The organism is Mesorhizobium amorphae CCNWGS0123 (assembly GCF_001686985.1).
Classification (GTDB): Bacteria; Pseudomonadota; Alphaproteobacteria; order Rhizobiales; family Rhizobiaceae; genus Mesorhizobium; species Mesorhizobium amorphae.
The window spans coordinates 2,217,752-2,243,378 of sequence record NZ_CP015318.1 but is presented as its reverse complement, the minus strand read 5'-3'; the positions used below and the strand labels follow the sequence as shown (position 1 = coordinate 2,243,378).

At 62.4% G+C, this 25,627-nt stretch carries 22 protein-coding genes; 8 read left to right on the top strand and 14 right to left on the bottom strand.

The genetic code is table 11. The features are described from left to right. Positions 1-56 precede the first annotated feature (56 nt). Together A6B35_RS10405 and A6B35_RS10400 are read right to left on the bottom strand one after the other, a co-directional pair. On the bottom strand, positions 57-689 hold the full coding sequence (locus A6B35_RS10405) for a hypothetical protein (protein WP_006204284.1): 633 nt from the start codon (positions 687-689) through the stop codon (positions 57-59). A 134-nt stretch (positions 690-823) separates the two neighbouring features. Then, a complete protein-coding gene (locus A6B35_RS10400) occupies positions 824-1,627 on the bottom strand; it encodes a hypothetical protein (RefSeq protein ID WP_139032238.1) in 804 nt (267 codons plus the stop codon). A gap of 176 nt (positions 1,628-1,803) precedes the next feature. On the opposite strand from A6B35_RS10400, the gene A6B35_RS10395 reads away from it, so the two are divergent. Continuing rightward, positions 1,804-2,808, top strand: a complete 1,005-nt coding sequence (locus tag A6B35_RS10395) for a sugar-binding transcriptional regulator (RefSeq protein ID WP_006204282.1) — start codon at positions 1,804-1,806, stop codon at positions 2,806-2,808. A 65-nt stretch (positions 2,809-2,873) separates the two neighbouring features. On the opposite strand, the gene A6B35_RS10390 is transcribed toward A6B35_RS10395, so the two are convergent. The 12 genes from A6B35_RS10390 to A6B35_RS10330 all read right to left on the bottom strand — a co-directional run bounded on the left by A6B35_RS10390 (position 2,874) and on the right by A6B35_RS10330 (position 16,076). After that, positions 2,874-3,833, bottom strand: a complete 960-nt coding sequence (locus tag A6B35_RS10390; RefSeq protein WP_006204281.1) for a carbohydrate kinase family protein — start codon at positions 3,831-3,833, stop codon at positions 2,874-2,876. A gap of 12 nt (positions 3,834-3,845) precedes the next feature. Further along, positions 3,846-4,904: an ABC transporter ATP-binding protein gene (locus A6B35_RS10385; protein WP_006204280.1), complete on the bottom strand. Its 1,059-nt coding sequence runs from the start codon at positions 4,902-4,904 to the stop codon at positions 3,846-3,848. Positions 4,905-4,976: 72 nt separating this feature from the next. Then, complete coding sequence (locus A6B35_RS10380) at positions 4,977-5,816, bottom strand: carbohydrate ABC transporter permease (protein ID WP_006204279.1); 840 nt, start codon at positions 5,814-5,816, stop codon at positions 4,977-4,979. Positions 5,817-5,819: 3 nt separating this feature from the next. Next, entirely contained in the window at positions 5,820-6,677 is an 858-nt protein-coding gene (locus A6B35_RS10375) for a carbohydrate ABC transporter permease (protein ID WP_006204278.1), read from the bottom strand. Positions 6,678-6,809: 132 nt separating this feature from the next. Further along, complete coding sequence (locus A6B35_RS10370; protein ID WP_040583393.1) at positions 6,810-8,390, bottom strand: ABC transporter substrate-binding protein; 1,581 nt, start codon at positions 8,388-8,390, stop codon at positions 6,810-6,812. A 573-nt stretch (positions 8,391-8,963) separates the two neighbouring features. Next, entirely contained in the window at positions 8,964-10,025 is a 1,062-nt protein-coding gene (locus tag A6B35_RS10360) for an ABC transporter ATP-binding protein (protein WP_006204276.1), read from the bottom strand. 12 nt (positions 10,026-10,037) lie between these two features. Beyond that, a complete protein-coding gene (locus A6B35_RS10355) occupies positions 10,038-11,081 on the bottom strand; it encodes an NAD(P)-dependent alcohol dehydrogenase (RefSeq protein ID WP_006204275.1) in 1,044 nt (347 codons plus the stop codon). A gap of 29 nt (positions 11,082-11,110) precedes the next feature. Continuing rightward, positions 11,111-11,350 carry a DUF2160 family membrane protein gene (locus A6B35_RS10350; RefSeq protein ID WP_006204274.1) on the bottom strand — a complete coding sequence of 80 codons (240 nt, stop codon included), beginning with the start codon at positions 11,348-11,350 and terminating at the stop codon, positions 11,111-11,113. A gap of 4 nt (positions 11,351-11,354) precedes the next feature. Further along, a complete protein-coding gene (locus A6B35_RS10345) occupies positions 11,355-12,191 on the bottom strand; it encodes a carbohydrate ABC transporter permease (protein WP_006204273.1) in 837 nt (278 codons plus the stop codon). Next, complete coding sequence (locus A6B35_RS10340; protein ID WP_006204272.1) at positions 12,191-13,072, bottom strand: carbohydrate ABC transporter permease; 882 nt, start codon at positions 13,070-13,072, stop codon at positions 12,191-12,193. The genes A6B35_RS10345 and A6B35_RS10340 overlap by 1 nt, the downstream gene beginning before the upstream one ends. 103 nt (positions 13,073-13,175) lie before the next feature. After that, complete coding sequence (locus A6B35_RS10335) at positions 13,176-14,591, bottom strand: extracellular solute-binding protein (protein WP_244425997.1); 1,416 nt, start codon at positions 14,589-14,591, stop codon at positions 13,176-13,178. A gap of 528 nt (positions 14,592-15,119) precedes the next feature. After that, positions 15,120-16,076, bottom strand: coding sequence for a helix-turn-helix domain-containing protein (locus A6B35_RS10330; RefSeq protein ID WP_006204270.1), 957 nt, complete (start codon positions 16,074-16,076; stop codon positions 15,120-15,122). A gap of 429 nt (positions 16,077-16,505) precedes the next feature. On the opposite strand from A6B35_RS10330, the gene A6B35_RS10325 reads away from it, so the two are divergent. From A6B35_RS10325 to A6B35_RS10295, 7 genes are all read left to right on the top strand, one after another. Next, the gene (locus tag A6B35_RS10325; protein WP_006204269.1) at positions 16,506-17,462 is read left to right on the top strand and encodes a sugar phosphate isomerase/epimerase family protein; all 957 of its coding nucleotides are present in this window, start codon (positions 16,506-16,508) and stop codon (positions 17,460-17,462) included. A gap of 15 nt (positions 17,463-17,477) precedes the next feature. Next, complete coding sequence (locus A6B35_RS10320; protein WP_006204268.1) at positions 17,478-18,713, top strand: ROK family transcriptional regulator; 1,236 nt, start codon at positions 17,478-17,480, stop codon at positions 18,711-18,713. Between the two features lie 213 nt (positions 18,714-18,926). Beyond that, positions 18,927-19,973, top strand: a complete 1,047-nt coding sequence (locus A6B35_RS10315) for a tagatose kinase (protein WP_006204267.1) — start codon at positions 18,927-18,929, stop codon at positions 19,971-19,973. A 1-nt stretch (position 19,974) separates the two neighbouring features. Then, positions 19,975-20,703, top strand: coding sequence for an SDR family oxidoreductase (locus tag A6B35_RS10310; RefSeq protein ID WP_006204266.1), 729 nt, complete (start codon positions 19,975-19,977; stop codon positions 20,701-20,703). 39 nt (positions 20,704-20,742) lie between these two features. Continuing rightward, positions 20,743-21,516 (top strand): SDR family NAD(P)-dependent oxidoreductase, encoded by a 774-nt coding sequence (locus tag A6B35_RS10305; protein WP_006204265.1) that lies wholly within the window; start codon positions 20,743-20,745, stop codon positions 21,514-21,516. A gap of 151 nt (positions 21,517-21,667) precedes the next feature. After that, complete coding sequence (locus A6B35_RS10300; RefSeq protein ID WP_425277667.1) at positions 21,668-23,554, top strand: ABC transporter ATP-binding protein; 1,887 nt, start codon at positions 21,668-21,670, stop codon at positions 23,552-23,554. Beyond that, positions 23,554-25,446: an ABC transporter ATP-binding protein gene (locus tag A6B35_RS10295; RefSeq protein ID WP_006204263.1), complete on the top strand. Its 1,893-nt coding sequence runs from the start codon at positions 23,554-23,556 to the stop codon at positions 25,444-25,446. The genes A6B35_RS10300 and A6B35_RS10295 overlap by 1 nt, the downstream gene beginning before the upstream one ends. The last annotated feature ends 181 nt before the right edge of the window (positions 25,447-25,627 follow it).

The window sequence follows — 25,627 nt, the reverse complement described above, 5'->3', positions numbered from 1 at the left end:
GTCGCTTCAGGAACCGATGCGCCGATCGGTCGGAAAACGGATCCTGAGGTCGAAGGCTACGGGCGGCCGAGCATGGCCTCGCGGGAGGCGCCGAGGGCTTTCTTGATCGCCGCCCTCTCCTGCGCCATTGCGGGAAAAAGCCAGTTCGGCTCCAGACCGACGAACTGGTCAAGGAACGCGATTGAGATGCTCGGATCCTTTGCAGCGTTCTCCCGGTAGGACCACCAGACGCGCAGATCCGAGGCGGCCTTTTCGAGATCGCGCGACACGCCGAATTCCTGCTCCTGGACGGCGGCAATGGCACAGACGCAAAAATTCGTGAACAGAAAGCCTTCCGGCCAGAAACGCACGATCTCAAGCGTCGCCTGATCGTCCGCCTGTCCCTTGCCGGCGTCGGAAACCATAACCGCAGGCTTGGTGCGGATCAGTTCACGCAAGGCTAGCCCGGCCACGAAGACGATGTAGTCGGCCCGGTCAACCGCTGCTGATTCATCCTGCGCGTCGATTGCGGCGAGCCAATCGAAGAAGACCTGGTTCAACAGCTTTTCATCGATCCGGTAGGTGAAGCCGAAATGCGCCTCCACCAATTCCGCATTGTTGCGGAACGCCTTGGAAAACCAGCGCAACTGCCGGAGCCGATGCCGGAGGTCCGGTATCGAAGACAATTTGTCCTTCGGCGTCAGGTCCATTGTCTCGTTCCATCCCTGGCGACGTTCATATCTGCTCAGGCTCCGAGCCCGCCACACATGTACATGTGTTTCCATTGAAAGGCAAAGGTTCAACGCCTTGCCCGAATTCCACCCCGTCCTTTTCGTAAGACCAACTAAGGAAGATGCGGGATCAGATCGGCGAAAACGTGCGCCAGGTCCTCGGGCCGATCCTGGCTCGCCAGAGCTTTGGCGAACAGCGCATAACGTGCGTCGACTGCGGCGCAGACGCCCGGATAGATATCGTCGTCGGCCGTCACGTCCTCATGGTAGCTCGCGACCGCCGTAGCCAAAGCAAGTGCTGCCGCACTGTAGATGTTGCTGTCCAGCATCCGGCCGTTGGCCGCATCCTCGATATGCCCGGGGGCCTCGACGGGACGGGCGCGAAGGATGGCCCTGGCCATGGCCGCGGCCCGCAGCGCAACATCGTCGAGCGACGCATCCGGGTTCCCGGCCTTGCCGGAAGGCGATGGCTGCTGACCCAGCTGTTGCCCTTTGGCGGCAAGGCGATGGGCCTCGGCGAACAGTTCCTCGCTGAGGTGCGGGTTCGAGATGCCTTTCGCCAACAGGACCTGCTTGGCGGCAAAATAGCAATCGCGGGCGAACATCGCCTGGGCGCTTGCACTTTCACCATCGAAATACCGGCTCAGCGGATAGGCGGACGCATTGCCGAAATGTGCCTTGGGATCGGAAGAGAGCAGCCCTATGGCGACCGATTCCAGCGCCGAAAGCGCAGTGTCGGAGAAGTCGGCAATCGCGGTCACGAGGCCGGCTGGACCCGCAGCATGATCGGTTCCCTCGGGCGTCTGGCTGTCCTGCCCCTTTCGCGCCGAAGCACGCATCTCGCGCGCCAGAAAACGAGCGTCGCGCAGGCGCTCCTTCACCATTGTCCGCAGTTCCTCCGGCAAGAATGATGCCATGCTTCCGTCCCTATGACTGCTTTGTACGGTCCTTGGAATGATAGACAATTATGGCCTGCAAAGCTATGACATCGTCATCCGCGCATCCTGTATTCCGGCTGTGACAGGTGGGCCGGAACGATGGAGCCAGGGGAACCATGCGCCAAGGGAAACGGGGGACGAAAGACCCCGAGTTGATGTTTGGCGAGAACGTTCGCGGCTCGAGTCAGGCGGATCGCGTTCGTGTGCGCACCGCCTGGATGTACTATGTCGAGCAGCTCACCCAGAGCGAGATTGCCGCGATTCTCAACATCGGCCGGGTGACGGTCGTCAGGCTTCTGGCGGATGCCCGCGCCCGCAACGAGATCAAGATCACGATCAATGCGAAGGTCGCCGACACGACGGAGCTCGAGCGCGGCCTGGAAGAGTTGTTCGGCATCCAGAAGGCGATCGTGGCGCCGCTGTCGAGCCCGCAGGCCGATCCCGTGCCGGTGATCAGCGCGGCCGCCGGCGACTATATTTCGCAGATCGCGACATCCAACATGCGCGTCGGTGTCGGCTGGGGACGGACGCTGTACAACACGCTGCCCTTCATCAAGGGTCAGTCGCTGACCGGATTTCGGGTCTATTCGCTGCTCGGCGGCATCATCCAGGCGCGCCGCTTCAACCCGGCCGAGTTTGCATGGCAGCTCGCCGAACTCTTCCAGGGCGAGGGTTTCCTGGTGCCGGCACCAGCCATCGTCGACAGCGCCGAGACCAAGCGAACCCTGATCGAGCGCTGCGGGCTGAACACCATCTTCGAAATGGCCGAGGACCTCGACGCCGTGCTTCTCAGTGTCGGCGGGACGACGTCGACGGCCACCTCCTATCGGGTCGGCTATCTGACCGACGCCCAGCACGACTCGCTGGTTTCGGCCGGCGCCATCGGCGATCTCCTGTTCCATTTCTTCGACGAACACGGCAACCTTGTCGATCACGAGATCAACGACCGCGTGATGTCGGTCGGCATCGACCGGCTGCGCAGGGCGCCGATTCGCCTGCTTGCCTCCGGCGGGCCCGAAAAGGTGGGCGCGCTGATCGGCGTGATGAAGCTGGTCGAGCCGACGGTTTTCATCACCGACGAAGTGACCGCGGCAAGCATGATCGAAAAAATGCAGCTGCGCGGATCGCGGCGGCAGAAGAAGAGCAACGGGCCGGCATAGAGCCTTCCGAAAACCGGAAACCACTTTTTGCTGCGCTGACCTTCGGTTCGCGATCATGCTCCAGTTCAAGCGGCGAGCGTGTTGGTCTTTCGCTTCGCGCTCCGCGCAAATTCCATGGTGTGGTCGAAGGAGCGAACGCCGGCCTGGCTGCCGAGCCCGGTGGCGTTGAGCGCCGACGTTGCCTGGGCGAGCGTGACGGAGTCCTCCGCGCCAAGCCCGCGATGCAGCCCGGCCACGAAGCCGGCGTTGAAGGCATCGCCGCAGCCGCAGGTGCAGACCACCTCGACCTCGAAGGCGGGAATGTGAAACCGCGTGCCGTCGGCGTGGTGATAGTAGGCGCCATCTTCGCCAAGGGTCAGGATGCAGCAGCGCACGCCTCGGTCGAGCATGAAGCGCGCCACGTCCCGCGTGTCGGACAGGCCTGAGAGCAGGCGCGCCTCCTCGACCGAGGGGAGGAAATAATCGACATGCGGCAGGAGCCTGGCGATCATCGACATGTCCTCGTGACGGGCGGATGCAACGTCGAGCGTGGTCGTGCAGCCACGCTGCTTGGCGCGGGTCAGGAGGTCGACCGTCGGCTCGCCGTCCATGCGGTCCATCAGGCCGGCGCCACCGATATGCACGAAGGTCGCATCCAGCACCTTGTCGAACTGGTCCGGCGCGATCTCGAAGGAGCCGGTCGCGCCGCGCATGTGCATGGCAGGCCGCTGGCCGTTGTCCTGCACCGCCACGATGCTCGACGAGGTGCCGACGCCGTCGATCCTCTGCATCAGACTGGTGTCGACGCCGTGCTGGCCAAGCTTGCCCAGCACCCAGTCGCCCATGTCGTCGGTGCCGACGCCGCCGACGCCCAGCACCTTCATTCCGTATTTCGCCGCCACGATCGCCGCGGCACCCGCGGCGCCGGAAACGGCAATGGTAATCTCCTCCAGGAAATCGAATTCGGTCGGTCCCGGGATGCGGCGTACGGGCCGGCCGAGGCAATCGAAAGTAAAGAAGCCGATGGAGGCGTAATCGTAGAGCACCGTGATGTCCCGTCAGTTTGCGCGAATGCGCTGACCCGTTTCCGCGTCAAAGAAATAGAGGCGCTCGAGATCGAGCTCAATGGCGATTGCCGTATCGAGCGGTTGCCGGAAGTCGCGGTCGGCCTTGACCTCGACGACCATCGCCTCGGTGCGGACCGACAGGAAGGTCTGGTCGCCGGTCGGTTCCAGTCCGTAGAGCGTCCCCTTCAGATGGCCGGTTGCGCCGGCGGACACTCTTGCATCTTCAGGCCGCACGCCAAGAATGACGCCTTGGGAATCGGCCAGGTTGACGCCGGCGATCTCCACCCCTGGAGCAGAGAACCGCTGGCCGCGCACCTCGCCTTTGATCAGGTTCATGGGTGGCGAGCCGATGAAGCCGGCCACGAAGGTGTTGCTGGGGTTGGAGTAGATCTCGTCCGGCGTGCCGAGCTGCTGGATGCGTCCCTTGTCCATGATGACGATCCGGTCGGCCAGTGTCATCGCCTCGACCTGGTCGTGGGTGACGTAGACGGTGGTGATCTTCAACTGACGCTGGACGTGCTTGAGCTGCACGCGCATGGCGTTGCGAAGCTTGGCATCGAGGTTGGACAGCGGTTCGTCCATCAGGAAGACGCGCGGCTGCCTGACGATGGCCCGCGCAAGGGCGGCGCGCTGCCGCTGGCCACCTGAAAGCGCGCCGGGCTTGCGGTCGAGATAGTCGCCGAGTTCCACCATGTCGGCGGCGCGGCGCACCCGCTGGTCGTGCTCGGCCTTGGGGATGCCGCGCATCCTGAGCGGAAAGCGAATGTTCTCGTAGACGGTCATGTTCGGATAGAGCGCATAGCTCTGGAACACCATCGCCACGTCGCGGTCGCGCGGATCGAAATCGTTGACCAGTTCGCCGTCGATCCAGATCTCGCCCGATGTCAGGTCGTTCAGACCGGCGATCATGCGCATCGTCGTGGTCTTTCCGCAGCCCGACGGCCCGAGGAAGACCATGAACTCCTCATCGCGTATATCCAGATCGACATTGTCGACGCCAAGGACCGCTCCCCATCCCTTGGTGACATTCTTCAGTTGAATCTGAGCCATAACCGTCTTTCCATTTTTCTTCGCGGGCCGGCCATGCAAAGCCAGGCAGGGCAATTGCGGCCACGCCTGATATCAACCCTTGACCGCGCCCATGGTCAGGCCTCGCGACAGATGCTTCTGGATCAGCACGACCAGGAACATGATCGGAACGAAGGCGAGGAAGGCGACAAGGGCGATCGCGTTGTAGATGATGCCGTCCGAACCGCCGGTGAAGTTGGCCAGCGCGACGGACAGCGTGTAGGCGTTCTTGGTCGAGGCGATGAGCAAGGTGAACAGGAATTCGTTGACCGCGAAGATGACGGCGATGACGGCCGCGGTGATGATGCCGGGCAGGCACATCGGCACGATGATCGACACCAGGATGCGCAGGTCCGAGGCGCCGTCGGTGCGGGCCGCGTCCTCGATCTCATGCGGTATGTCGAGCATGTAGGAGCGGATGATCCAGGTCACCAGCGACAGGTTGATCGCGGCATAGACCAGCATCAGCGCCCAAACCGTATCGAGCAGGCCCATGTTGCGGAACAGGAAGAAGATCGGAATGGCGACGATGGCCGGCGCCATCATCCGGGTCGACAGGATGTAGAAGCCGATGTCTTCGCGGAACCGGTAGGTGTAGCGGGCCAGCGAATAGGCGGCCGGGATCGCCAGCAGCAGGTCGATGATGACGCTGCCGACAACCGCGACAAGCGAATTGCGCAGATAATTGCCCATCGGCCAGTCGGTCCAGATCATGTTCCAGGCGTCGAGGGAGAAGGTCGGCCAGTAGATGGGCTCGGCGGCGATGATCTCGGTGCGCGGCCGCAATCCGATGGACAGGAACCACAGGATCGGCGCCAGGCAGAACACGGCCCAGGCGGACAGCACGAGGTAGCGCAGGAACAGGCTCTCCGAGGATCGGCTTTTGCTGGCCATCTTCTATTCCCGTCCCGAGCGGAAGAAGCGTTTCACGAACAGCTGCGCAACCGTCACCGTTATCGCCAGCATGACCACCGAAATGGCCGAGGCATAGCCGAAATTGAAGGTCTTGAAGCCGATGCGATAGATGAAATAGCTGATCGTTTCGGTGGCGCCGCCGGGTGTTCCGCCGGTGATGATGAAGACCGAAGCGAACATGGTGATGATGTCGATGCCGCGCAGGATGAGCGCGACGGCGACGATCGGCATCATCAGCGGCAGCGAGATGTTCCAGAATATCTGCCGCCATTTGGCGCCGTCCAGCCTTGCCGCCTCTTCCATTTCCGCATCCTGCCCCTGCAGGGCCGCGACAAAGATGATGAACAGGAACGGCGTCCACTGCCAGACATCGGCGACGATCAGGGTCAGCCGGGCGAGCCAGATGGAACCCAGAAAATCCAGATTGCCGTCGATCAGCCCCAGACGCATCAGGAGATCGCTGACGATCCGCCCATCGTTGAAGGCGAGCTTCCAGATGAAGGCGACCGCCGACGGCATGAACAGCATCGGCATCAGAAACATGATGCGCCAGGATCGCACCCAGGGGTCGCGATAGGCGAAGGCCGCGATTGTGATGGCGATGACGCATTCGAGGCTGAGCGCGATCGCGCCCATGACGAAGGTGTTCCACAGCGCCTGCCAGAACTCGTTGTCCGACAGGAGCTTGGTGTAGTTGCCGAGCCCGGCGAAAGACCAGTCGTTGAAGCGGACGAAGAAAAAGCTCTGATACATGGCGTAGACGCCGGGATAGAGCGTGATGCCCAGCAGGAAGATCATCGCCGGCGCCACCAGAAGGTAGGGGAACGCCTTGCGGCGCAAACGGCTCCGGGGCCGGGGCCTTATGCCGGGACGGGCGGCTGACGCCGCCCATCCTGAACTGTTGTGGACCATGGAGTCCTGCATTACGTGAAGTCTCCCTGGACCTGTCGGCAAGCCAGCATCAATCGACCGTCAAACCGGCGGGGTCTTGCCCTTGCCGGCCCAGGTCGCGGGCGCCACCGCAGCATACTTGAACGGCTCCTTGTCTGAGAAGAAGCCATTCTTGGTCATGATCTCCTTCCAGGCTTTGGCGCCGGCATCGAGAGCCTCCTTCGGGGTCGCCTGACCGACGATCGCCTTGTTGATCTCGTTGCCGAGCGCCTGCTCCATCTCGAACATGCCGGGGATGCGCGGCGCGCACCAGGCGTAGTCGAGTGAATCGGCCCACACCGCGGCAGGCTGAGAGACCGAGCGCAGCTTTTCGTTCTTCAGCACCGATTTGTAGCCGGGCGCGACGCCGTTGGCGTTGGCTTCGTTCATCGCCATGATCGACGCGGTGGTGAGGAAGGCGAGCATCAGGAAGGCGCCCTCCGGGTTCTTGGCCGTGGCGGTGACGCAGGAGGTCGAACCGGCGATGTTCGGCGGCGCGAAACGGGCGCCTTCAATCTGCACGCGCGGCTCGTAGAGGGTGAGACAGTCGCCGACGATGCGGCTCTGGTCCGGGCGCGTCGCCTGGGTGCCGGAATCCTGCCAGGAGATGTTCATGGCGAGCTGGCCGCCGAGCCAGGCAGCACGGTTCTCGCCCCAGCCCCAGCCGGCCACACCTTCGGCCGACGACGCCTTGAGCGCCAGGATGGTTTCGAGCGCCTTGATGCCGGCGTCGCTGTTGAAGACAGGCTCCCAGGAATCGTTGAACAGGTCGACGCCATGCTGTGCGGCGATGTGCTCCCAGGTGTAGGTCGACCAGAAGCCGCGAGCGCCCATCATGCCGACCCCGGCAACGCCCTTCTCCACCTTGTTGAGCTCGGCCGACAGACGGATCATCTCGTCATAGGTCGGCACGGTCAGCTTGGTGTCGGCGTCCTTGCCGGTCACCTTCTTCAGCAGCGACGGCCTGACATGCACCATCTGGATGTCGCAGTCGAACGGGATGCCGTAGAGGCCCTTGTCGCCGAAATAGCCGTAGTTGAGGCGATAGGTGTCATAGAAATCGTCAAGCGGCAGCTTCCACTTCTCTGCATAGTCGTCGAGCTTGGCGAGGAAGCCCGGGCCGGCGAAGTCGCCCAGCCACGGCGAGAAGAACTGCAGCGCGTCGAAGCTGGCATTGCCGGAAATGAATTCCGCCAGCACCTTGTCGTACATCGAATCGTCGGGGATCGGGACCAGCTCGACCTTGATGCCGGAAAGCTGCTCGAACGGCTTCAGGCCGTCGGCGGCGGATTCCATGTCGGCGGCGCCGATCGCGAACTTGACCGTGGTGCCGGCGAACTCGCCGCGGACCTTTTCCCAGTCGACGGTGCGGATCCAGTCCTTGGCCGGGTCCCACAGCTCGTCGCCGTCGGCGAGCTTGTAGAGATCGCGGTATTCCTTCTTGACGTAGCCGCCGACATTGATCTTGGCGAGCACGTCGGCAGGGTTCATGGCGTCCTGCGCGAAGCTGCGCCGGACATTGAACAGCGAGACCCCGCCAACCGCCACGGCCGAGGCGCCTACAGCCGCCGTCGACATCAGAAACGACCGACGCGACACATCCTTCCTAGTTCCAATAGGCATTGCAAATCCTCCCAAATGCCCGCTCAGAAATATCATGCACCGTTTGCGGGGCGACGACGATGCCAGGTTCGAAAAAAACGGACCGATCCAGGCCCGCACAGACTATCCAAGCGCAGCGTATCCTGTCCGGCCGGCAAGCAAACCGGACGGTGACCTATGTTGAATTTTCAGAGCGGTACTGCGGCTTTGAGCCATGTGATCGGGCCTCCCAACTCCCCCGATATTCAGCAGGGTCAAGCTCGCCCCGCATGAACATCGTTACTTTCACAAAGTCAAATGTTCATATCAGCGTAGCCTTGTCAATACGCTCCTTGGCGACTCCCACGCATACCGGCGAGAAGGGGTGCCAAGAGATTCTGATGCGCGGCCGCATGCGGCTGGCGACGGTCTATTTTTTCCAGTTGAGCGCTTGCGGTTACCCGAAATGAGGCACGCGTATTCGAGCCGTCGGCCGCTGTACCTGTCGGGTCAAGACGGTTAGAGGGCGCGGTTCGTTCGATTGCGGCTTGGCCGCCAGGCCGGATGCCCGGCCGTCAGGTCAGGTCCTGGCCAATGACTGCGGAGGGCAGCGCGTCACAAGCGTGCGCCGCTTTGCCTGTCGAAGATGTGGACCCGGCGCGGATCGATCTTCAGCCTTACCTCTTCGCCGGGACGGACGGTGAGCCGGTCCTTGACGATGGCGTCAATGGCGTCCTCGCCAAACCTTGCAAAGATCTGCGTCTCGGAGCCGGTCGGCTCCAGCACCGAAACCGTTGCCGGCAAACCGTCGGGTGCGATGTCGATATGTTCGGGACGGATGCCGTAGATGACCGGCTGGCCGCTCTGCGCCCTGCCCTCCTCGACCGGCAGCACGGAACCGGTGTCCGAGACAAAGACCTGCCTGCCGTTCTTCGCTTCGATCTTGCCCTTGATGAAATTCATCGCCGGCGAGCCGATGAAACCGGCGACGAAGACATTGCCCGGATTGTCGTAGAGATCGAGCGGTGCGCCGACCTGTTCCACCTTGCCGTCCCGCATCACCACGATCTTGTCGGCCATGGTCATCGCCTCGATCTGGTCATGGGTGACATAGACGATCGTCGTGCCGAGGCGCTGATGCAGTTCCTTGATCTCGACACGCATGGCAACGCGCAGCTTGGCGTCGAGATTGGACAGCGGCTCATCGAACAGGAAGACCTGCGGGTCGCGTACGATGGCGCGTCCCATGGCCACGCGCTGGCGCTGCCCGCCGGACAGCTGTTTTGGAAACCGGTCGAGCAGCTTGCCGAGATCGAGGATTTCGGCCGCCTTCTTCACCTTGGCGTCGATCTCGGCCTTCGGCCTGCCCTTGATCTTGAGCGAGAAGCCCATGTTGTCGGCAACGTTCTTGTGCGGATAGAGCGCATAATTCTGGAACACCATCGCTATGTCGCGGTCTTTCGGCAGCACATCGTTGACCACCCGGCCGCCGATGCTGATCTCGCCGCCCGATATCGCTTCGAGACCGGCGATCATGCGCAACAGGGTGGATTTGCCACAGCCCGACGGGCCGACGAGGATGACGAACTCGCCATCGGCGATGTCGACATTCACACCATGGATGACCTGCGCGCTTCCATAACGCTTGACGATGTTCCTGACGGTGACTTCAGCCAACTCGCATCCCCTCTATTGCGGCAAGGCAATCTGCATCTTCACTTCGCCTTTTGGGGCGGATGCGGCGATCTCAAACGCGCGAACGCTGTCTTCGAAGTCGAACGTGCGCGTGATCAGCGGCTTCACGTCGATTGCGCCGGAAGACAGCATGGCAACGCAGCGCGGGAAGACGTGGGCATAGCGGAACACATGCTCGACGCGCGCCTCGCGCACCATCGCCTTGCCGACGTCGTAGTTGATGCCACGCATCTGCACGCCGACGAACACCACCCGGCCGGCCGGACAGAGCGGATCGAAGACGCCTTCCGCGGCGCGCGGGCTGCCGGAGCATTCAAACACGATCTCGACGCCCCAGCCGTCGGTTGCGGCCAGAATCTCCCTGGCCAGATCCTGACGCGCGACATTGATCGGCGTGATGGCGCCGAGCTTCGCTGCGAGCTCAAGCTTGGTGTCGTCCACGTCCGACACGAAGACCCGCGCGCAGCCTGCCGCCAGCGCCGACAGGGCCGTGACCAGGCCGATCGGCCCGGCGCCCATCACCAGGGCGATATCGCCCGGCTTGACCTGCGCCTTGGTGGCGGCGTGGACGCCGACGGCCAGCGGCTCGACCATGGCCGCCTCGGCGAAGGAAACGTTGTCGGGGAGCTTGAAGGTGAAATTCTCCGGATGCACGACGCTTGGCCGCAGGACGCCGTGGATTGGCGGCGTCGCCCAGAAGCGAACCGCCGGATCGACATTGTACAGGCCCATGCGCGTCGCGCGGCTGTTCGGGTCGGGAATGCCCGGCTCCATGCAGACGCGGTCCCCAAGCTTCAGCGACGTCACCTCGGCGCCTGTCTCCACGACAATGCCTGATGCCTCATGGCCGAGGATCATCGGCGCTTTCACCTGGAAAGGGCCAGCGCCGCCATGCGTATAATAGTGGACATCCGAGCCGCAGATGCCGACGGTGTGCAGTTTGATGCGCACGTCGCGGACGCCGAGCGCCTCCTCGCGCTCGATCGGGAAATCGCGCAGCGACAGTTTCAGCCTTTCTTCCAGCACCAATGACTTCATGAGCCTGCGTTCCTCCTCTTGTCTCCGCCCTACCCGCGCCAGACGATCAGCACACCCAGTACGATCGCCAGGACGTGGCAGACGGACAATGGGATCGACTGTTCGAGCAAGCGCATCCAGAACAGTTCGAGCGCAACGAACAGATAGATGCCGACAAAAACCCGGTCGAACCAGTTGGTGACGATCGGCAGGAAACCGGTGCGTTGCGGGCTTGCGACGATGGTGTTGGCTTCGTCGTCCACCTCATCGAGATCGACCATGTGCTCCATGGAACTACTCCTTGACCGCGCCGAAGGTCAGGCCGGCCACAATGTGCCGCTGGACAATCGAGAAGATCAGCAGCGCTGGAATAAGCGTGATGATGGCGATGGACGCCATCGTGCCCCATTCGGTTCCGGTCGTCGTGACATATTCCGACAGGCCGGTGGTGATGGTGCGCGCGTTGAAGCTGGTGAGCGTCGCGGCAAGCAGGAACTCGTTCCAGGCGAACACCCAGGTCAGGATCAGGGTGACAGCGAGGCCGGGCCGCGCGAGCGGAAAGATGACTTCGCGGATCACCTGCCAGGTCGTGGCGCCGTCGACGGTCGCGGCCTCGTCCAGTTCCTTGGGAATTGCGTCGATCGTCGGCCTCAGCGTCCAGATGGCGAAGGGCAGGTTGAAGGTGCAGTAGAGCAGGATCATGCCGGTGCGCGTGTCGTAGAGCTTCCACTCGCCAATGACGAAGACCTGCGTGAAGAGCAGGAAGAAGGGCAGCAGGAACACCGCCGCCGGCGCCATGCGGTTGGTGATCGTCCAGAAGAAGATGTTCTCCTTGCCGGCCAGATCGAAGCGCGACAGCGCGTAGCAGGCCATGAAGGCAAGAACGGTCACCAGCACGGCATTGCCGCTCGAGATCACGATGGAGTTGAACATGTAGCGGCGCAGCGTGTCGTCGCCGAGAACCTTGACGTAGTTCTTCCAGTAGACTGTCTCGAGCAGCAGGCTTGGCGTGGTGAACAGCTCGACCGCCGGCTTCACGGAGATCACGAACAGCCAATAGATCGGGAACAGCGTCAGCAGGCTGAGCAAGGTCCACAGCAGAATGGAGAAAACCGGGCGGTTGGCGCGCATCAGGAAGGCCTCTTCTGGTCGCGCCGGGCGACAAGGGCGACATAGAGCAGCCAGCACATCACCAGAGTGAGGTACAGGACGATGATCGAGGTGGCCGAGCCGTAGCCGTAGTCGGTCTTGGGAAACACGATCTTCCAGATGTGCAGGCCGAGATAGCGCGTCGCGGCGCCGGGGCCGCCGCCGGTCAGCATCCACACTTCGTCGACGGTGCGCAGCGCGTCCATCAGGCGAATGAAGACCGTCGCCAGGATCGCCGGGCGGATCATCGGCAAGGTGACGTGCCAGAAGATCTGCCACCTGTTGGCCCCGTCGATCTGCGCCTGCTCGAACGGCTCCTTGGGGAGCGAAACCAATGCGGCCAGCAGCGTCAGCGTCACCAGCGGCGTCCAGTGCCAGATATCCATGATGACGGTCAGCGCAAAGGCCATGGTCGCGTCACGGCCGATATTGAGGTCGTAGCCGAACCAGGATTTCAAAAGATACGGGATGATGCCGATGCTGGGCGTCGTCATCAGGCGCCAGACCGAGCCGACGACGATCGGCGCCACGATCAGCGGCAGGGTGTGGATCGTGCGGAACAGGCCCCGGCCGGGGAACTCGCGCATGAACAGCTGGGCCAGAAGGTAGCCAAGGATGACTTCGCTGACGACAGCGAAGAAGGCGAACTTCAGCGTGAACGCGATCGAGGTCAGGAATTCGTTGTCGAAGACGAGACGGCGGAAATTGTCGGCGCCGTTGTAGATCATGTAGGGGTTTGCGCCGAACGGGTTCCATTGATGGAAGGCCACATAGAGCACGTACAGAAATGGGACGATGCCGAAGATCCCCAGGATCGCAATCGTCGGGGCGAGCATCAGCCATCCCACTCTGTTTGATCGCATGAAACCACTCCCCAGGCCGGCGCATTGTCCGCGACATTCTTGCGGCGGCGAAAATGTATTCGGGCCGCCGCTTCACGGCGGCCCGAATTTTAGGCTCACGAAGCTACTTGCGGTAGCCGAGGTTCTTCAGTTCCGCCTCGGCGGCAGCAGCCATCTGGTCGAGCCCATCGTCGGACGAGACCTCGCCCAACAGGATCTTGTAGAAGATCGGCGCCGTGGCTTCACGCACCTGCGCATGGAACGGATAGGGCGGTGCGCCGGCAAACAGCTTTCCGTCGTTCTTGAGCATGGTGTAGTAGCCGTTGAGCTTCTTATCCATCTCGATCACCTTCGGATCGTCGTAGGTTGCCGTGTTGGTGATGCGGGGTGCTGCCACCGCCCAATCGCCCTGGACCGAATCCTGGCCGATATACTGCAGGAACAGCAGCGCTGCTTCCTTGTTCTTCGAGGTTACCGGAAGACCGAAGGCGCCACCGTCATAGTAGCCGATATAACCCTTGCCGGCTTCCGCATCCTCCATGACGCCGGGTGCCAGCGGCGGCAGGGCGACGCCGACATTGCCCACGACCTTCGACTTTTCCGCGTCGGCAGCGATCCATGCCGCGTTCTCGCCGTAGACCAGGCCCTGTGCCGCGCGGCCCGCCGCGAAGGTGGTGCCGACTTCGGTCCATGTGCTTGCCGGGGATTCCGGCGGGGCGATGTCGCGCAGATGCAGCCAGTATTTGAGCGCGGCCTTGGCCTTGTCGCTGTTCATCGTGCCGCCATTGGCGACCGATGCCGAGTAGTTTTTCGACGCGTCGATGCCCCAGTTGTAGACACCGAAAGTGGGCGCGATGGACTCGAAGAACTCATACCAGGAAGCAGGGTGGCCGGTATGCGCCTGTGCCGTGGTGCCCCACAGTTCCAGATTGTGGTCCTTGCCCCATTTGGTGAAGAACTCCGCGATCTGCGTGTATTCCTCATGGGTCTTGGCCGGCACCAGATCCTTGCCGGTTTCCTTCTTGAAGGCTTCCTTGATCGCCGGATCGTTGAACAGATCGGTCCGGTACAGATAGAGCTTGATGAAGGCTTCCATCGGAATGCCGAAAAGATCGCCGTCGGCATTCTTGAAATAGTTCGCAAATGTCGTGAAGTGCGTTTCGTCGTACTCCGGCGCCTTCAGCGACGGGTCGTCCTTCAGGGATTTCGTGATGTCGACCAGGAAGTCGCGGGCGAGATAGGCGTAGATGATGTCCTGCTCGATATAGACCATGTCATAGATGCCGGTCTTGGCTTCCATGTCCTTGATCGCCTTGTCGTACATCTGGTCCCAGGAGGTGGTCTCGATTTCCACCTTGATGCCGGTCGCCTTCTCGAAAGCGGGGGCAAGAACGTCCTTGATGTAGTTCGAAGGCGGCGTGCTTTCGGTCACGCCGTGCAGTGTCACGCCCTTGTATTTCGCACCGGCGTCCGACCAGAAATCGGCTTTGGCGGGCATCACGCTGGTCATCAGGCCGACTGCCAATGCGGCAAGGCCCATTCTGAGTTCATGTTTCATTTTTCACTCCTCCAACAAAACATTGACTGTCAGTCATCCATTCTGCGATCGCCGCGTTCCACCCCTCAGGAACGGCACCTCCTGGCCATCCGGACATGGCTGAAACCCGTTTCAGGCCGACGCGCACCGGACCGTCCTGCCGGAAAAGCGGCACCCGGAAAGAGAACTCCCCGGGTGCCGGCCCTGGGAGGCAAATCCAAGTCCACGCGCTCGAATGCAGTGGCTCCGTCGCGCGTCCGACCAACCGATCTTGGCGCCATTCGCCGATCCCTGCCGGCAATGCCGCTACGATGCAGCACTTGGCGCGAGGCGACGCCTTCAAGACAACGAAACGGCGGTTGTGGTTCCCGCAAAGACATCCTCCCCGACCGGTGCCTGAGATGAAAGCTCAGCGACACGGATCCTCCTGCGCTCGAGAATTTGTTCTGCCTGCGGCCTCGCTCCCCCGAGGCATTCCGATGAACTTAGTGCGGGGACATCTCCGCGTGCCACGCGTGGTTTGCAGGCGATCTATACTTTTTCGCCGACTGCCCGCGCGCCGCCTGACCAGGCGCGGATCTCCCTGAACGGATCGGCGCGCGCCTCGGTCCCGATCTTGTGGGCATTGCGCCGGTAGTCCGACGGCGTGCGTCCGCAGATCTTGAAGAACTGCCTGTTGAAATTGGCGACGTTGTTGAACCCGACTTCGAAGCAGATGTCGGTGATCGGCCGATAAGTCTGCGTCAGCAGCGAGCAGGCTGCATATATGCGCGCAAGGATGACGTAACGGGCAAAGGTGTGACCCGTCTGCCGCTTGAAGAAACGTGAAAATGCTTGCGGTTCCAGCCCGCAGAGCCTTGCAACGAACGGCAGGTCGATATCGTCGCTATAGTGGTCCAGAACATAGCGCATTGCCACGTCGAGTTCCGGCGGCAATTCCGCCTGCGCGGACGTAGGCGCCAGCCGCGAGAGCCTGCGGCGGTCGCCGGGATCGCGGGCCAGCGTGATCATCAATTGCAGAAAGAGCACCACACGCTCGGCACCTTGGGCGGCGCCGATCTGTGCGAGCAGCCGCTGCCCGGCGAGGGCGGTGGCCCCGCGAAATTCCACTCCGTAGACGGCGTCGTCGTAGAGCGGCCGGATGGTTCCGAGCTCAGGACAGAAGCCGGTGACCCGATCGGCCCATTCGCGGCTGAACTGGATCAGCATGTCGCGATTGCGAATTGTCTGCCCGGGTTCAATGTCGCTGACCCAATTGTGCGGGACGTTCGGCCCGGTCAGGACCAGGCAGCCTGGTGCGAATTCCCCGATATGATCTCCCACCATCATGACGCCCGAGGTCGTTCGCGTCAGGTGCAGTTCGTATTCCGGATGATAATGCCACTTGGCTTTGAAGAACGGATAGTCATGCATGTTCCAGCGGAACGATTCCGCCGGCGGACATATGACCATTTCGAAGTCCGGAACGATCTTCAGAGCGGGCTTCATTGAGTGGCTCCTTCCCCGTAACGCAACGACCGCTTGATCCGCGGCCCCCTTCGCCCACTTGCCCGAAATTATCGAAAGCCGTCATCGATCAGACGGTGACCAATCCTCACAGGCCTTGCAGGTCGTTCAGTGCGCACAGCTCGCCGAACAAATACAGTGAACGATGCCATCCGCCGAAAACATGACACAAGGTACCGCGCACTCAAGGCGCCGGTTCGAGATCCTCCTCCAATGCGTCTGGTGTTTTTACCAGACTTATATGTTGCTTAACGAGACAAATTAGAGTTTTCCATTGTGCTGTCAATCATTTTTGCACGAAAAGCGGAAACAGGCGGAACCATTACGCACTCCGTATGACTCTTGACATGAACCTGGTTTGGATATTTTGTTGTGCTATGCAACATAGATTGTGTCGTGGAGGAGCTGCACATGCGCAGATTGGGCATTCATTCATTCGTTTGGACCGGCGGCGGCACTCAGGCCATGCTCGAGGAGGCGATGGAAAATTCTGCCGCCTGTGGCTATCAGCTGATCGAGTTCGCGTACCTTCGGCCCGAAAAATTCGACCTCGACCGTCTCGCCGGAAAGGCTAAGGCACTGGGTCTCGAAATCGCCGTCACGATGGGTCTTCCGCCAGGCGCCGACGTGTCGAGCGAGGATGCTGCCGTCGTCAAGGCCGGCGAGGACTTGCTCGCGGGCGCGGTCGCGGCCGTTCGAGATATCGGCGGCACCAAGCTTGGCGGGATTCTCTATTCCGCGCACACGAAATACTCGACCATGCCAAGCGATCGCGGCCGCAAGAACAGCATTGCAGCCATTGCGCGGACGGCCGAAGCGGCAAAGGCGGCCGGCGTCGATCTGGTGCTGGAGGTCGTCAACAGGTTCGAGACGAACCTCCTGAACACGGCGGCACAAGGCCTCGACTTCATCAAGGCGACCGGCTCTGATCACGTCAGGCTCCATCTCGACACGTTTCATATGAACATCGAGGAAGCGAACCCGGCGGCGGCCATTCGTCTGGCCGGCGACAAGATCGGCTATTTCCACATCGGCGAAAGCAATCGCGGCTATCTCGGCGACGGGGTGATCGATTTCGATCGCATCTTCGATGCCTTGCTCGATATCGGCTACGAGCGCGACATTACCTTCGAATCGTTCTCCAGCGCCGTGGTCGACGAAGGTCTTTCGCTGGCCTGCGCGATCTGGCGCGATACCTGGACCGAGAACATGCCGCTGGCAAAGCACGCCAAGGCCTTCATCGACCTGAAAATGCAAGAGGCGGTTCGCCGGCGAACGACGAACGCCCGCCCATTAGTTGCCGCACGCTTGAGCGGCGTGTACCAAATGACGGCCTGCGATCGCTTGCAGCTGGCGGATCGCAGGTAGCCTGGAGAAACCTACGTGAATGATCCGGCGTTGACCGCCAGTTCGCATCGCAGAATTCGACAAAGCAATGAAGTGGCGGCTCTGAGAGCCCTTCACCAGTTTGGACGACTGAGCCGGGCCGAACTCGCACGCAAACTGCGTCTCAACCGCTCTTCGTCGGGGCATATCATCGCCAGCCTGACGGCTGACGGTCTGGTGCGCGAAGCCATCGAGGATCCGCCCGAACAACCGGGTTATGCCCGGGTCGGCCGCCCCGGCATCATGCTGGAACTGGTGCCGGATGCCATATTCTTCCTTGGGGTGGAGATCGGCGTCGAACATATCAGCACGGTCGAGATCGATCTCGGAACCAACATCGTCTCGACGAATGTGGAACCGTTCGACGGACCCTCGATCAGCGTCGAGGCCGCGGTCGATCGCGCGGTAAGCATGGCCCTGCAATCCATTCCGGCGTCGAAACTGGAGCGATGCGAAGGCTTTGGCGTCTCGACGCCGGCGCAGATGGACAAGCATGGACTGGTCCGGCTGGCGCCGCTTCTCGGCTGGCGAAACGTTCATCTCGCCGAGCTGGTACGAGACGTCCTGCCGCTGCGCGTTCCGGTCCTTGCCGAGAACGACGCCAACGCATTCGCCATCGGCGCGACCTACGGGCGCAGCGAGGCGCATTCAGGCGTAACGCTGTTTCTCGTGATGGAGAGCGGCGTCGGCGGCGGCATCATCATCGACGGCAATCTTTTTCGCGGCGCCAACGGGCTGGCGGGCGAGATCGGGCACCTGATCATCAGCGACGCGCCGGGTCCGCGCCGCAATCTGGAACAACTGATCGGCCTCGAAACCATCATGGGCGAATACCGCAAGACCTCCGCCCTCAGCCACCCGGCGTTCGGCAACTTCCTTGCCGATGTCCAGGATCGCCTGCCCAGCGCCGTCTCTATCGCCGAGCATTGGGCAAAGGCCCTGGCAACAGGGCTTGTGCAGGCCTGCCGGATCATCGACGCCGACCGGATCGTGCTGGGCGGTTCGGTCGCGGCGCTCTATCCGCTGATGGCCGCCAGGGTGGCCGCCCACATCCACGCCATACAGGAATCCAGTTTCCCCTTCCCATCGATCACAGTGAACGATGAAGGAACCGTCGGTTCCGCTTTCGGTGCGGCCTGCATGCTGCACCAGCGTTATCTGTCTCTGGAGAGCCAGCGTTTCGCCGACGATGCGGCGGAATTCGAAGAGCCGGAGGCAGACGAAGGGAGATAGTGCGCGGTCGCCTTTGCCGCGACGGCGCCAATCCGGTTAATATGTTGCATAAACATACAAACGCCCATAGTGTGCCTTTTGGAGGAATAACAGCGCATTCCCGATCGTGACCATCTCAGGCCGCTGTTCGCTGCCAGGATCAGCGAGCGCGCCGCGAGACCTGGCGGCAGGTGCGTCTCCGATATCGAAAGTGTCCAATAGCCGAGCCATGCGATGCCCGCAGATGCGATTTCAAGTCAGACCAAGCTCGCTGCGGACGCACTCGGGCCGACGGTCGTCATCGGCGAGATCCTGGTGGAGATCATGGCGAAAAGCCGTGGCGACGGTTTCCTCGAACCGATCGAGCTCATCGGCCCCTACCCCAGCGGCGCGCCGGCGATCTTCATCGATCAGTGCGCCAAGATCGGCGGCTCGGCGGCTATTGTCGCCTCGGTCGGCGACGATGATTTCGGCCGCATCAACATCGAACGGCTCCGGTCCGACGGAGCCGACATATCGGCCATCTCGGTTAGCCCCGACTATCCGACCGGAAGCGCGTTCGTTCGCTATCGCGACGACGGCTCGCGCGACTTCGTCTACAACATCGGAAAATCCGCGGCCGCACTCGTCAGCCTGACGGTCGAGGCGCAGGCGCTGCTCGCGCGAGCCGGACACCTGCACGTCATGGGTACCGCTTTTGCCATCCCGGGTGTCTGGGAGATGACGGATCATGCCATCGGCGTCATCAAGCAGCGCGGCGGATCCGTTTCCCTCGACCCCAATCTGCGCAAGGAGTTGCTCGGGCACGGACAAACGCGGGAGCGCTTCGCCAGGCTCGTCGATGCCGCCGACCTTGTCCTGCCCTCCGGCGACGAATTGTTCGTGGCGGCCGGCGTCGAAGGCGAAACCGCCGCGATCACCGCGCTCCTTGCCCGTGGCGTAACGGAGATTGCTCTCAAGCGCGGCGAACACGGGTCGACATTCTTCGGCGCCGACGGAACGCGGCTCGATTGTCCGGCGTTCAGGGTTACCGAGGTGGACCCGACGGGCGCCGGCGACTGCTTCGGCGGCGCCTACGTCGCTTGCCGGCGCCTCGGCATGCCCGCGTTCCAGGCGCTTGAGTATGCCAATGCCGCGGGCGCTCGCAACGTCACCATGCAGGGTCCGATGGAAGGTGCCGCGTCACGCAAGCAGCTTGACGAGTTCATCGCCGTGACCCCGAAAAACAGCACAAGTCTGGACACGGCCGCGCGCGGCCAAGCACGTAAACTGGAGGATTGAGATGGGTCAGGATCTGTCGGGAAAAGTCATAGCAATCACCGGTGCGGCGTCCGGGATCGGCCTGGCCTGCGCCAAGGCCTGTCTTTCTTCGGGGGCACGCGTCGTTCTTGTCGACTATGCCGAGGATCGGTTGAACAACCTGTCGTTGGAACTGGGCGCCAACGCGATCCCGCTGGTGGTCAATCTCACCGACCCAAAAAGCGTGGCGGGCATGATGCCGGCCATTCTGGACAAGGCAGGCCAGCTCGATGCCTTCCATGCCAATGCCGGCGCCTATATCGGCGGCGATTTTACGGATGGCGATCCGGACGCCTTCGACCGGATGCTGAACCTGAACGTCAATGCTGTATTCCGAACGGTTCACGCGGTCCTGCCGCACATGATCGAACGCGGCACGGGAGACATCATCGTCACCAGCTCCGTAGCCGGCCACACGGCCGTGCCGTGGGAGCCGATCTACACTGCTTCCAAGCACGCCGTTCAGGCGTTCGTCCACGCGCTGAGGCGGCAGGTCGCGAAACACGGAATCCGTGTCGGCGCGATCGCTCCCGGGCCGGTGCTGACGCCGCTCGTCGAAGACTGGCCAAAGGAGAACCTCGACCGGGCGATCGCCGCGGGGACACTTTTTGACCCGAAGGAAGTCGCCGAGGTCCTGGTTTTCATGCTGACGCGATCGCGCACGGTAACGATCCGGGACGTCGTCATCCTGCCGGCGAACTTCGATATCTGACAGCACGGCAAGCCGGCATCGGAATTGGGGAGGAGGACCATGTACCAGGCTCGTTTCAGGGTGGACAACGAGGTCGCCGTGGTGACCGGCGGTGGCCGCGGTATTGGCCTTGCCTGCGCGGATGCGCTTGGCGAGGCCGGCGCTTCGCTGGTGATCATCGAACCGGACGAGCAGGTCGGCAGTGCCGGAACGGATGAGCTGATCGCGAAAGGCCACAAGGCCGAACTTGTGATCGGCGACGTGACCTCGTCGGCAAGAGTGACCGAGATTGCCGACATGCTGGCTGCCCGAGGAACGCCGGCTTCGATCCTCGTCAACAATGCCGGCATCGGCAGCAGCGGCATTTCACTGGAGGATATGGACGACGAATTGTGGCTGCGGATGATGGACGTCAACGTCAATGGCGTCTTCCGGTGCTGCCGCGCGTTCGGCAGGCACATGATCACCGCCCGGCATGGCTCGATCGTCAATCTCGGATCGATGTCCGGCACGATCTGCAATCGGCCGCAGCCGCAGACGCCCTACAACGTCTCGAAAGCGGCCGTCCATCATTTGACCCGCTCGATCGCCGCCGAATGGGCGCCGCACGGCGTGCGCGTCAACGCCGTTGCGCCGACCTACATCGAGACGCCGATGGTTCTGGCGATCCCTGAAAACAAGACGCGGATCGAGGCCTGGCTGCGAGACACGCCGATGGGGAGAATGGGACAGGCGCATGAAGTCGCCAGCGCCGTGCTGTTCCTCGCCTCCGACGCAGCCAGCCTGATGACCGGCGCCGTCGTGCCTGTCGATGCCGGCTTTACATGCTGGTAGGACGGCGGCACCGAAATTCCTTCGCGGTCGGCTCGATGCTGCATCAGCGATCACAGGCACAGTGCGATGCCGCCATTGGCACTTGAACGGTCAAGTCGGGCAAGCGTAACATCAAGCTATCTAATTGAGTCTGCTTCATTCGTCCGGGCTAATGCTCGGATTGGTTTGGATACTTTCCTTGAATACGCAAGCCATCGGCGGCGCGCCGGAGCGCGGCAAATCGTTTGCCCACGTTGCGGAAGCCTCGTGGGGCAAGGGTCTCAGCACCCTGCTCCGCATCGTGCGCATGACGCTGCGCCATCCCTGGCAGGTCGCGATCACCATCGTCTCGACCTTCATCGCCGCGACGCTGCAGCTTTTCATTCCGCGCCTGCTGGGACGCGCCATCGATCAGGCGCAGGGCGTGATGGTCGCGGGTGCCGATGCTGCTGCGGAGCACGCGCTTTGGAACACCGCCCTCATCCTGTTGGTCGTCAGCGTCCTGCGCGGCCTCTTCACCATGGCGCAGAACTATTTTGGCGAGGCCGTCGGCCACCGGACAGGCTATGAATTGCGCCTGGCCTTCTATGAAAAGATCCAACGCCTGAGCTTTTCCTTCCACGACAAGGTCCACACCGGCGATCTGATCACGCTCGGGCTGCTCGATCTCGACGGCGTGCGCATGTTCTTTTCCACCGGCATCCTGCGCGTGGTGTTGCTCGGCGTGCTGATCGGTGTCGGCGCCTATCTGCTGATCAGCACCGATCTCGTGCTCGGGCTGCTCAGCCTGAGCTTCGTGCCATTCGTCGCCTGGCGATCCTCGGTCACCCAGCTCAAGTTGCGCAGCACCTGGCTGACCTTGCAGCAGCGATTGTCGGTGCTGAGCCGGGTGATGGACGAGAACCTCGGCGGCATTCGCGTCGTGCGTGCCTTCGCGGCGCAACGGCACGAGCTGGAGAAATTCGACCGCGCCAAGCAGGATGCGCTGGACCTCGCCACCGAGCGCGTCGACATCCGCGTCAGCAACACCAGCGCCATGAACTTCTCGTTCCTGGCCGCCATGGGCCTGGTGCTGTGGTTCGGCGGCCAGAAGGTGATCGCGGGCCAAATCAGCGTCGGCACGCTGGCCCAGTTCCTCACCTTCATGACCATCCTGCAGATGCCGGTGCGCCAGCTCGGCCTGATGGTCAATTCGTTCGCCCGCGCCTCGACCTGCGGCACGCGGCTGTTCGAACTCCTCGATGCCGAACTCGATATCGAGGATGCGCCCGATGCCAAGGACCTCGTTGTCAACGACGGCGTTCTGCGTTTCGACAATGTCGGCTTCCGCTACGCGGGCGCAGGCCGCCCGACGCTGTCCGGCATCTCCTTCGAGGCCAGGTCCGGCGAGACCATCGGCATCGTCGGCCCACCTGGCAGCGGCAAGTCGACCATCGCGCACCTGATCCCGCGCTTCTACGACGTGACGTCGGGCGCCATCACCATCGACGGACAGGATATCAGCAAGGTCACGCTGCAATCGCTGCGCAAGGCGGTCGGCGTCGTGCAGCAGGACGCGTTCCTGTTCACCACTTCGATCGAGAACAACATCGCTTATGGCAATCCCTGGGCGCGCGAGACCCGCATCGGGCAGGCCGCCGAATACGCCCAGCTGCACAACTACATCATCGGGCTTCCGGCGGGCTACACCACGGTCGTCGGCGAACGCGGCGCGTCGCTTTCCGGCGGCCAGCGACAGCGCCTGACCATCGCGCGCAGCCTGATGCTGCGGCCATCGGTGCTGGTGTTCGACGATTCCACCGCGGCCATCGACGCCGGCACCGAGCAGCGCATCCGGGCGGCGATGAAGCGCTTCGCCAAGGATCGGGTCACGCTCATCATCTCGCATCGGCTGAGCTCGCTGATGCACGCCGACCAGATCCTGTTCGTCGAGGGCGGCCGCATCGTCGAGCGCGGCACGCATGAGGAACTGCTGGCGCTGGGTGGACGCTATCGCGCGCTCTACGACCTGCAGCTGCGGCCGGACGACGACAGGCCTGCGGCCATGGGAGCCGCCTGATGTCGACGCAGAACGACGACGAGAAGGAAGACACAAGCGGGCGGCCGACAAAGGCTGTCGTCGGCTCGCACCGCGACGAGGAAGAGGTTTTCGGCAAAGCCTACGATCCGCGCATCGTGCGGCGCATCTGGAGCTTCGTAAAGCCCTATCAGGGTCGGATTTTCATCTCGGTCGCCGCGGTGCTGGTGTTCACGCTGACGCAGCTGGCGATCCCGCTGGTCATCCGATACGCCATCGACCATGGCATGGCGGCGGGCAGGCTCGACCGCTCGGTGATGATCTCTGCGACCGGTGCCTTTGCGGTCATCATCCTCATCAACTATGCCGCCAGCTATGTGCAGGAGAGCGTCGTCGGCAAGGTGGCCGAAAATGTGCTGTCCGACCTGCGGCGCGCCATGTTCAGCCATCTGCAGCGGGTCTCGCTGAGCTTCATGGACAAGACCGAGGTCGGGCGGCTGATGTCGCGCCTGCAGGGCGACGTCAATTCCATGCAGGAATTCCTCGAGACGTCCGTGATGTCGGTGGGCGACATCGTGCTGTTGTTCGGCATCGTCAGCGTGCTGCTGTGGCTGGATTTCCGGCTCGGGCTGCTGACGCTGTCGACCATGCCGGTGCTGTTCATCGTGCGCCTGTTCTGGCTGCCGCGCGCCAAGGTCGCCTTCATGGCGGCGCACGAGACCAACTCCATCGCCAACGGCGCGCTTGCCGAAGGCATCCATGGCGTGCGCACGGTGCAGAGCCTCGAACGCCAGCATGTCAATTTCGACCTCTATGACGAAAAGGTGCTGGCCAATCTCCGTGCCCATCTTCGGTCGGCGAAATATGCGCAGGTGATGGTGCCGATCGTCGACACGCTGACCGGCGTCGCCATGGCGACGGTCATCGTCGTCGGCGGCTCGATGGTGTTGTCGCACAGCCTCGACGTCGGCATCATGGTGGCGTTCCTGTTCTACATCCAGCGCTTCTTCGACCCGATCCGCTCGCTCACCATGCAGTACAGCGTCATGCAGCGCGCCATGGCCTCCGGCCAGCGCATCTCCGAAGTGCTCGACGTGCCGGTTGACGTCAGCGACAAGGACGGAGCGGTCAAGCTGTCGCGCGACATGGACGGCTCGGTCGAATTCAGGAACGTCACCTTCGGCTACAGGCAGAACCTGCCGGTGCTGAAGAACGTTTCCTTCCGCGTCAACCCGGGCGAGACCGTAGCACTGGTCGGCCCGACCGGGTCGGGCAAGTCCAGCTCCATGGCGCTGGTGCATCGCTTCTACGATGTCTGGTCGGGTCAGGTCCTGGTCGGCGGGCATGATGTCCGCGACCTGACGCAGGATTCGCTCGGCGAGCAGGTGGCGATGGTGCTGCAGGAGCCGTTCCTGTTCTCCGGCTCGGTGCTGGAGAACATCCGCTATCACAAAACCGTCGCGACCCGCGAGGAGGTGGTGCGTGCGGCACAAGCCGTGGGCGCGCACGACTTCATCGAGCATCTGCCTAATGGCTACGACACCGAACTCGAGCAGCGCGGCGGCAACCTCTCGCTCGGCCAGCGCCAGCTGATCAGTTTTGCGCGCGCGCTGGTCGCCGATGCCAAGATCCTTGTGCTCGACGAAGCCACGGCCAGTATCGATTCCTACACCGAGATGCTGATCCAGAAGGCGCTGGTAAAGCTGCTCGAAGGCCGCACCGGCCTGGTCATCGCCCATCGGCTGGCGACCATCCGCGGCGCGGACCGCATCATCGTCCTGCAGAACGGCGAGATCGTCGAAAGCGGCAACCACGAGCAATTGATGGAACGAAAGGGCCTCTACGCCCGCCTCTACAACATGAACTACGCTTCGTTCGACGATATTTCAGAAGGCGAGTTGGAGTTGGACGCGGCGGTCGGCAAGGCGACGTGACTGGCGCAGGTTCGCGCGTGGCAGCATCACAGTCTGGAACGATTTGAAGCCGGACGGCGGTTATACCTGCCGATGAGGTCCATGGCAGGCTGATCCCCAAGACCGGGAGCATCGGCCATCGCCATGATTGCGGCTGCGCTCGTCCTGCGCCACTGCCAGGCATTTCACATCCTTCCGGCGC

Coding starts and splice junctions, on each gene's coding strand:
- A6B35_RS10405 (WP_006204284.1), bottom strand. CDS start 689: ATGGACCTGACGCCGAAGGACAAATTGTCTTCGATACCGGACCTCCGG.
- A6B35_RS10400 (WP_139032238.1), bottom strand. CDS start 1,627: ATGGCATCATTCTTGCCGGAGGAACTGCGGACAATGGTGAAGGAGCGC.
- A6B35_RS10395 (WP_006204282.1), top strand. CDS start 1,804: ATGTTTGGCGAGAACGTTCGCGGCTCGAGTCAGGCGGATCGCGTTCGT.
- A6B35_RS10385 (WP_006204280.1), bottom strand. CDS start 4,904: ATGGCTCAGATTCAACTGAAGAATGTCACCAAGGGATGGGGAGCGGTC.
- A6B35_RS10380 (WP_006204279.1), bottom strand. CDS start 5,816: ATGGCCAGCAAAAGCCGATCCTCGGAGAGCCTGTTCCTGCGCTACCTC.
- A6B35_RS10370 (WP_040583393.1), bottom strand. CDS start 8,390: ATGCCTATTGGAACTAGGAAGGATGTGTCGCGTCGGTCGTTTCTGATG.
- A6B35_RS10355 (WP_006204275.1), bottom strand. CDS start 11,081: ATGAAGTCATTGGTGCTGGAAGAAAGGCTGAAACTGTCGCTGCGCGAT.
- A6B35_RS10350 (WP_006204274.1), bottom strand. CDS start 11,350: ATGGAGCACATGGTCGATCTCGATGAGGTGGACGACGAAGCCAACACC.
- A6B35_RS10345 (WP_006204273.1), bottom strand. CDS start 12,191: ATGCGCGCCAACCGCCCGGTTTTCTCCATTCTGCTGTGGACCTTGCTC.
- A6B35_RS10340 (WP_006204272.1), bottom strand. CDS start 13,072: ATGCGATCAAACAGAGTGGGATGGCTGATGCTCGCCCCGACGATTGCG.
- A6B35_RS10335 (WP_244425997.1), bottom strand. CDS start 14,591: ATGGGCCTTGCCGCATTGGCAGTCGGCCTGATGACCAGCGTGATGCCC.
- A6B35_RS10330 (WP_006204270.1), bottom strand. CDS start 16,076: ATGAAGCCCGCTCTGAAGATCGTTCCGGACTTCGAAATGGTCATATGT.
- A6B35_RS10325 (WP_006204269.1), top strand. CDS start 16,506: ATGCGCAGATTGGGCATTCATTCATTCGTTTGGACCGGCGGCGGCACT.
- A6B35_RS10315 (WP_006204267.1), top strand. CDS start 18,927: ATGCCCGCAGATGCGATTTCAAGTCAGACCAAGCTCGCTGCGGACGCA.
- A6B35_RS10310 (WP_006204266.1), top strand. CDS start 19,975: ATGGGTCAGGATCTGTCGGGAAAAGTCATAGCAATCACCGGTGCGGCG.
- A6B35_RS10305 (WP_006204265.1), top strand. CDS start 20,743: ATGTACCAGGCTCGTTTCAGGGTGGACAACGAGGTCGCCGTGGTGACC.
- A6B35_RS10300 (WP_425277667.1), top strand. CDS start 21,668: ATGCTCGGATTGGTTTGGATACTTTCCTTGAATACGCAAGCCATCGGC.
- A6B35_RS10295 (WP_006204263.1), top strand. CDS start 23,554: ATGTCGACGCAGAACGACGACGAGAAGGAAGACACAAGCGGGCGGCCG.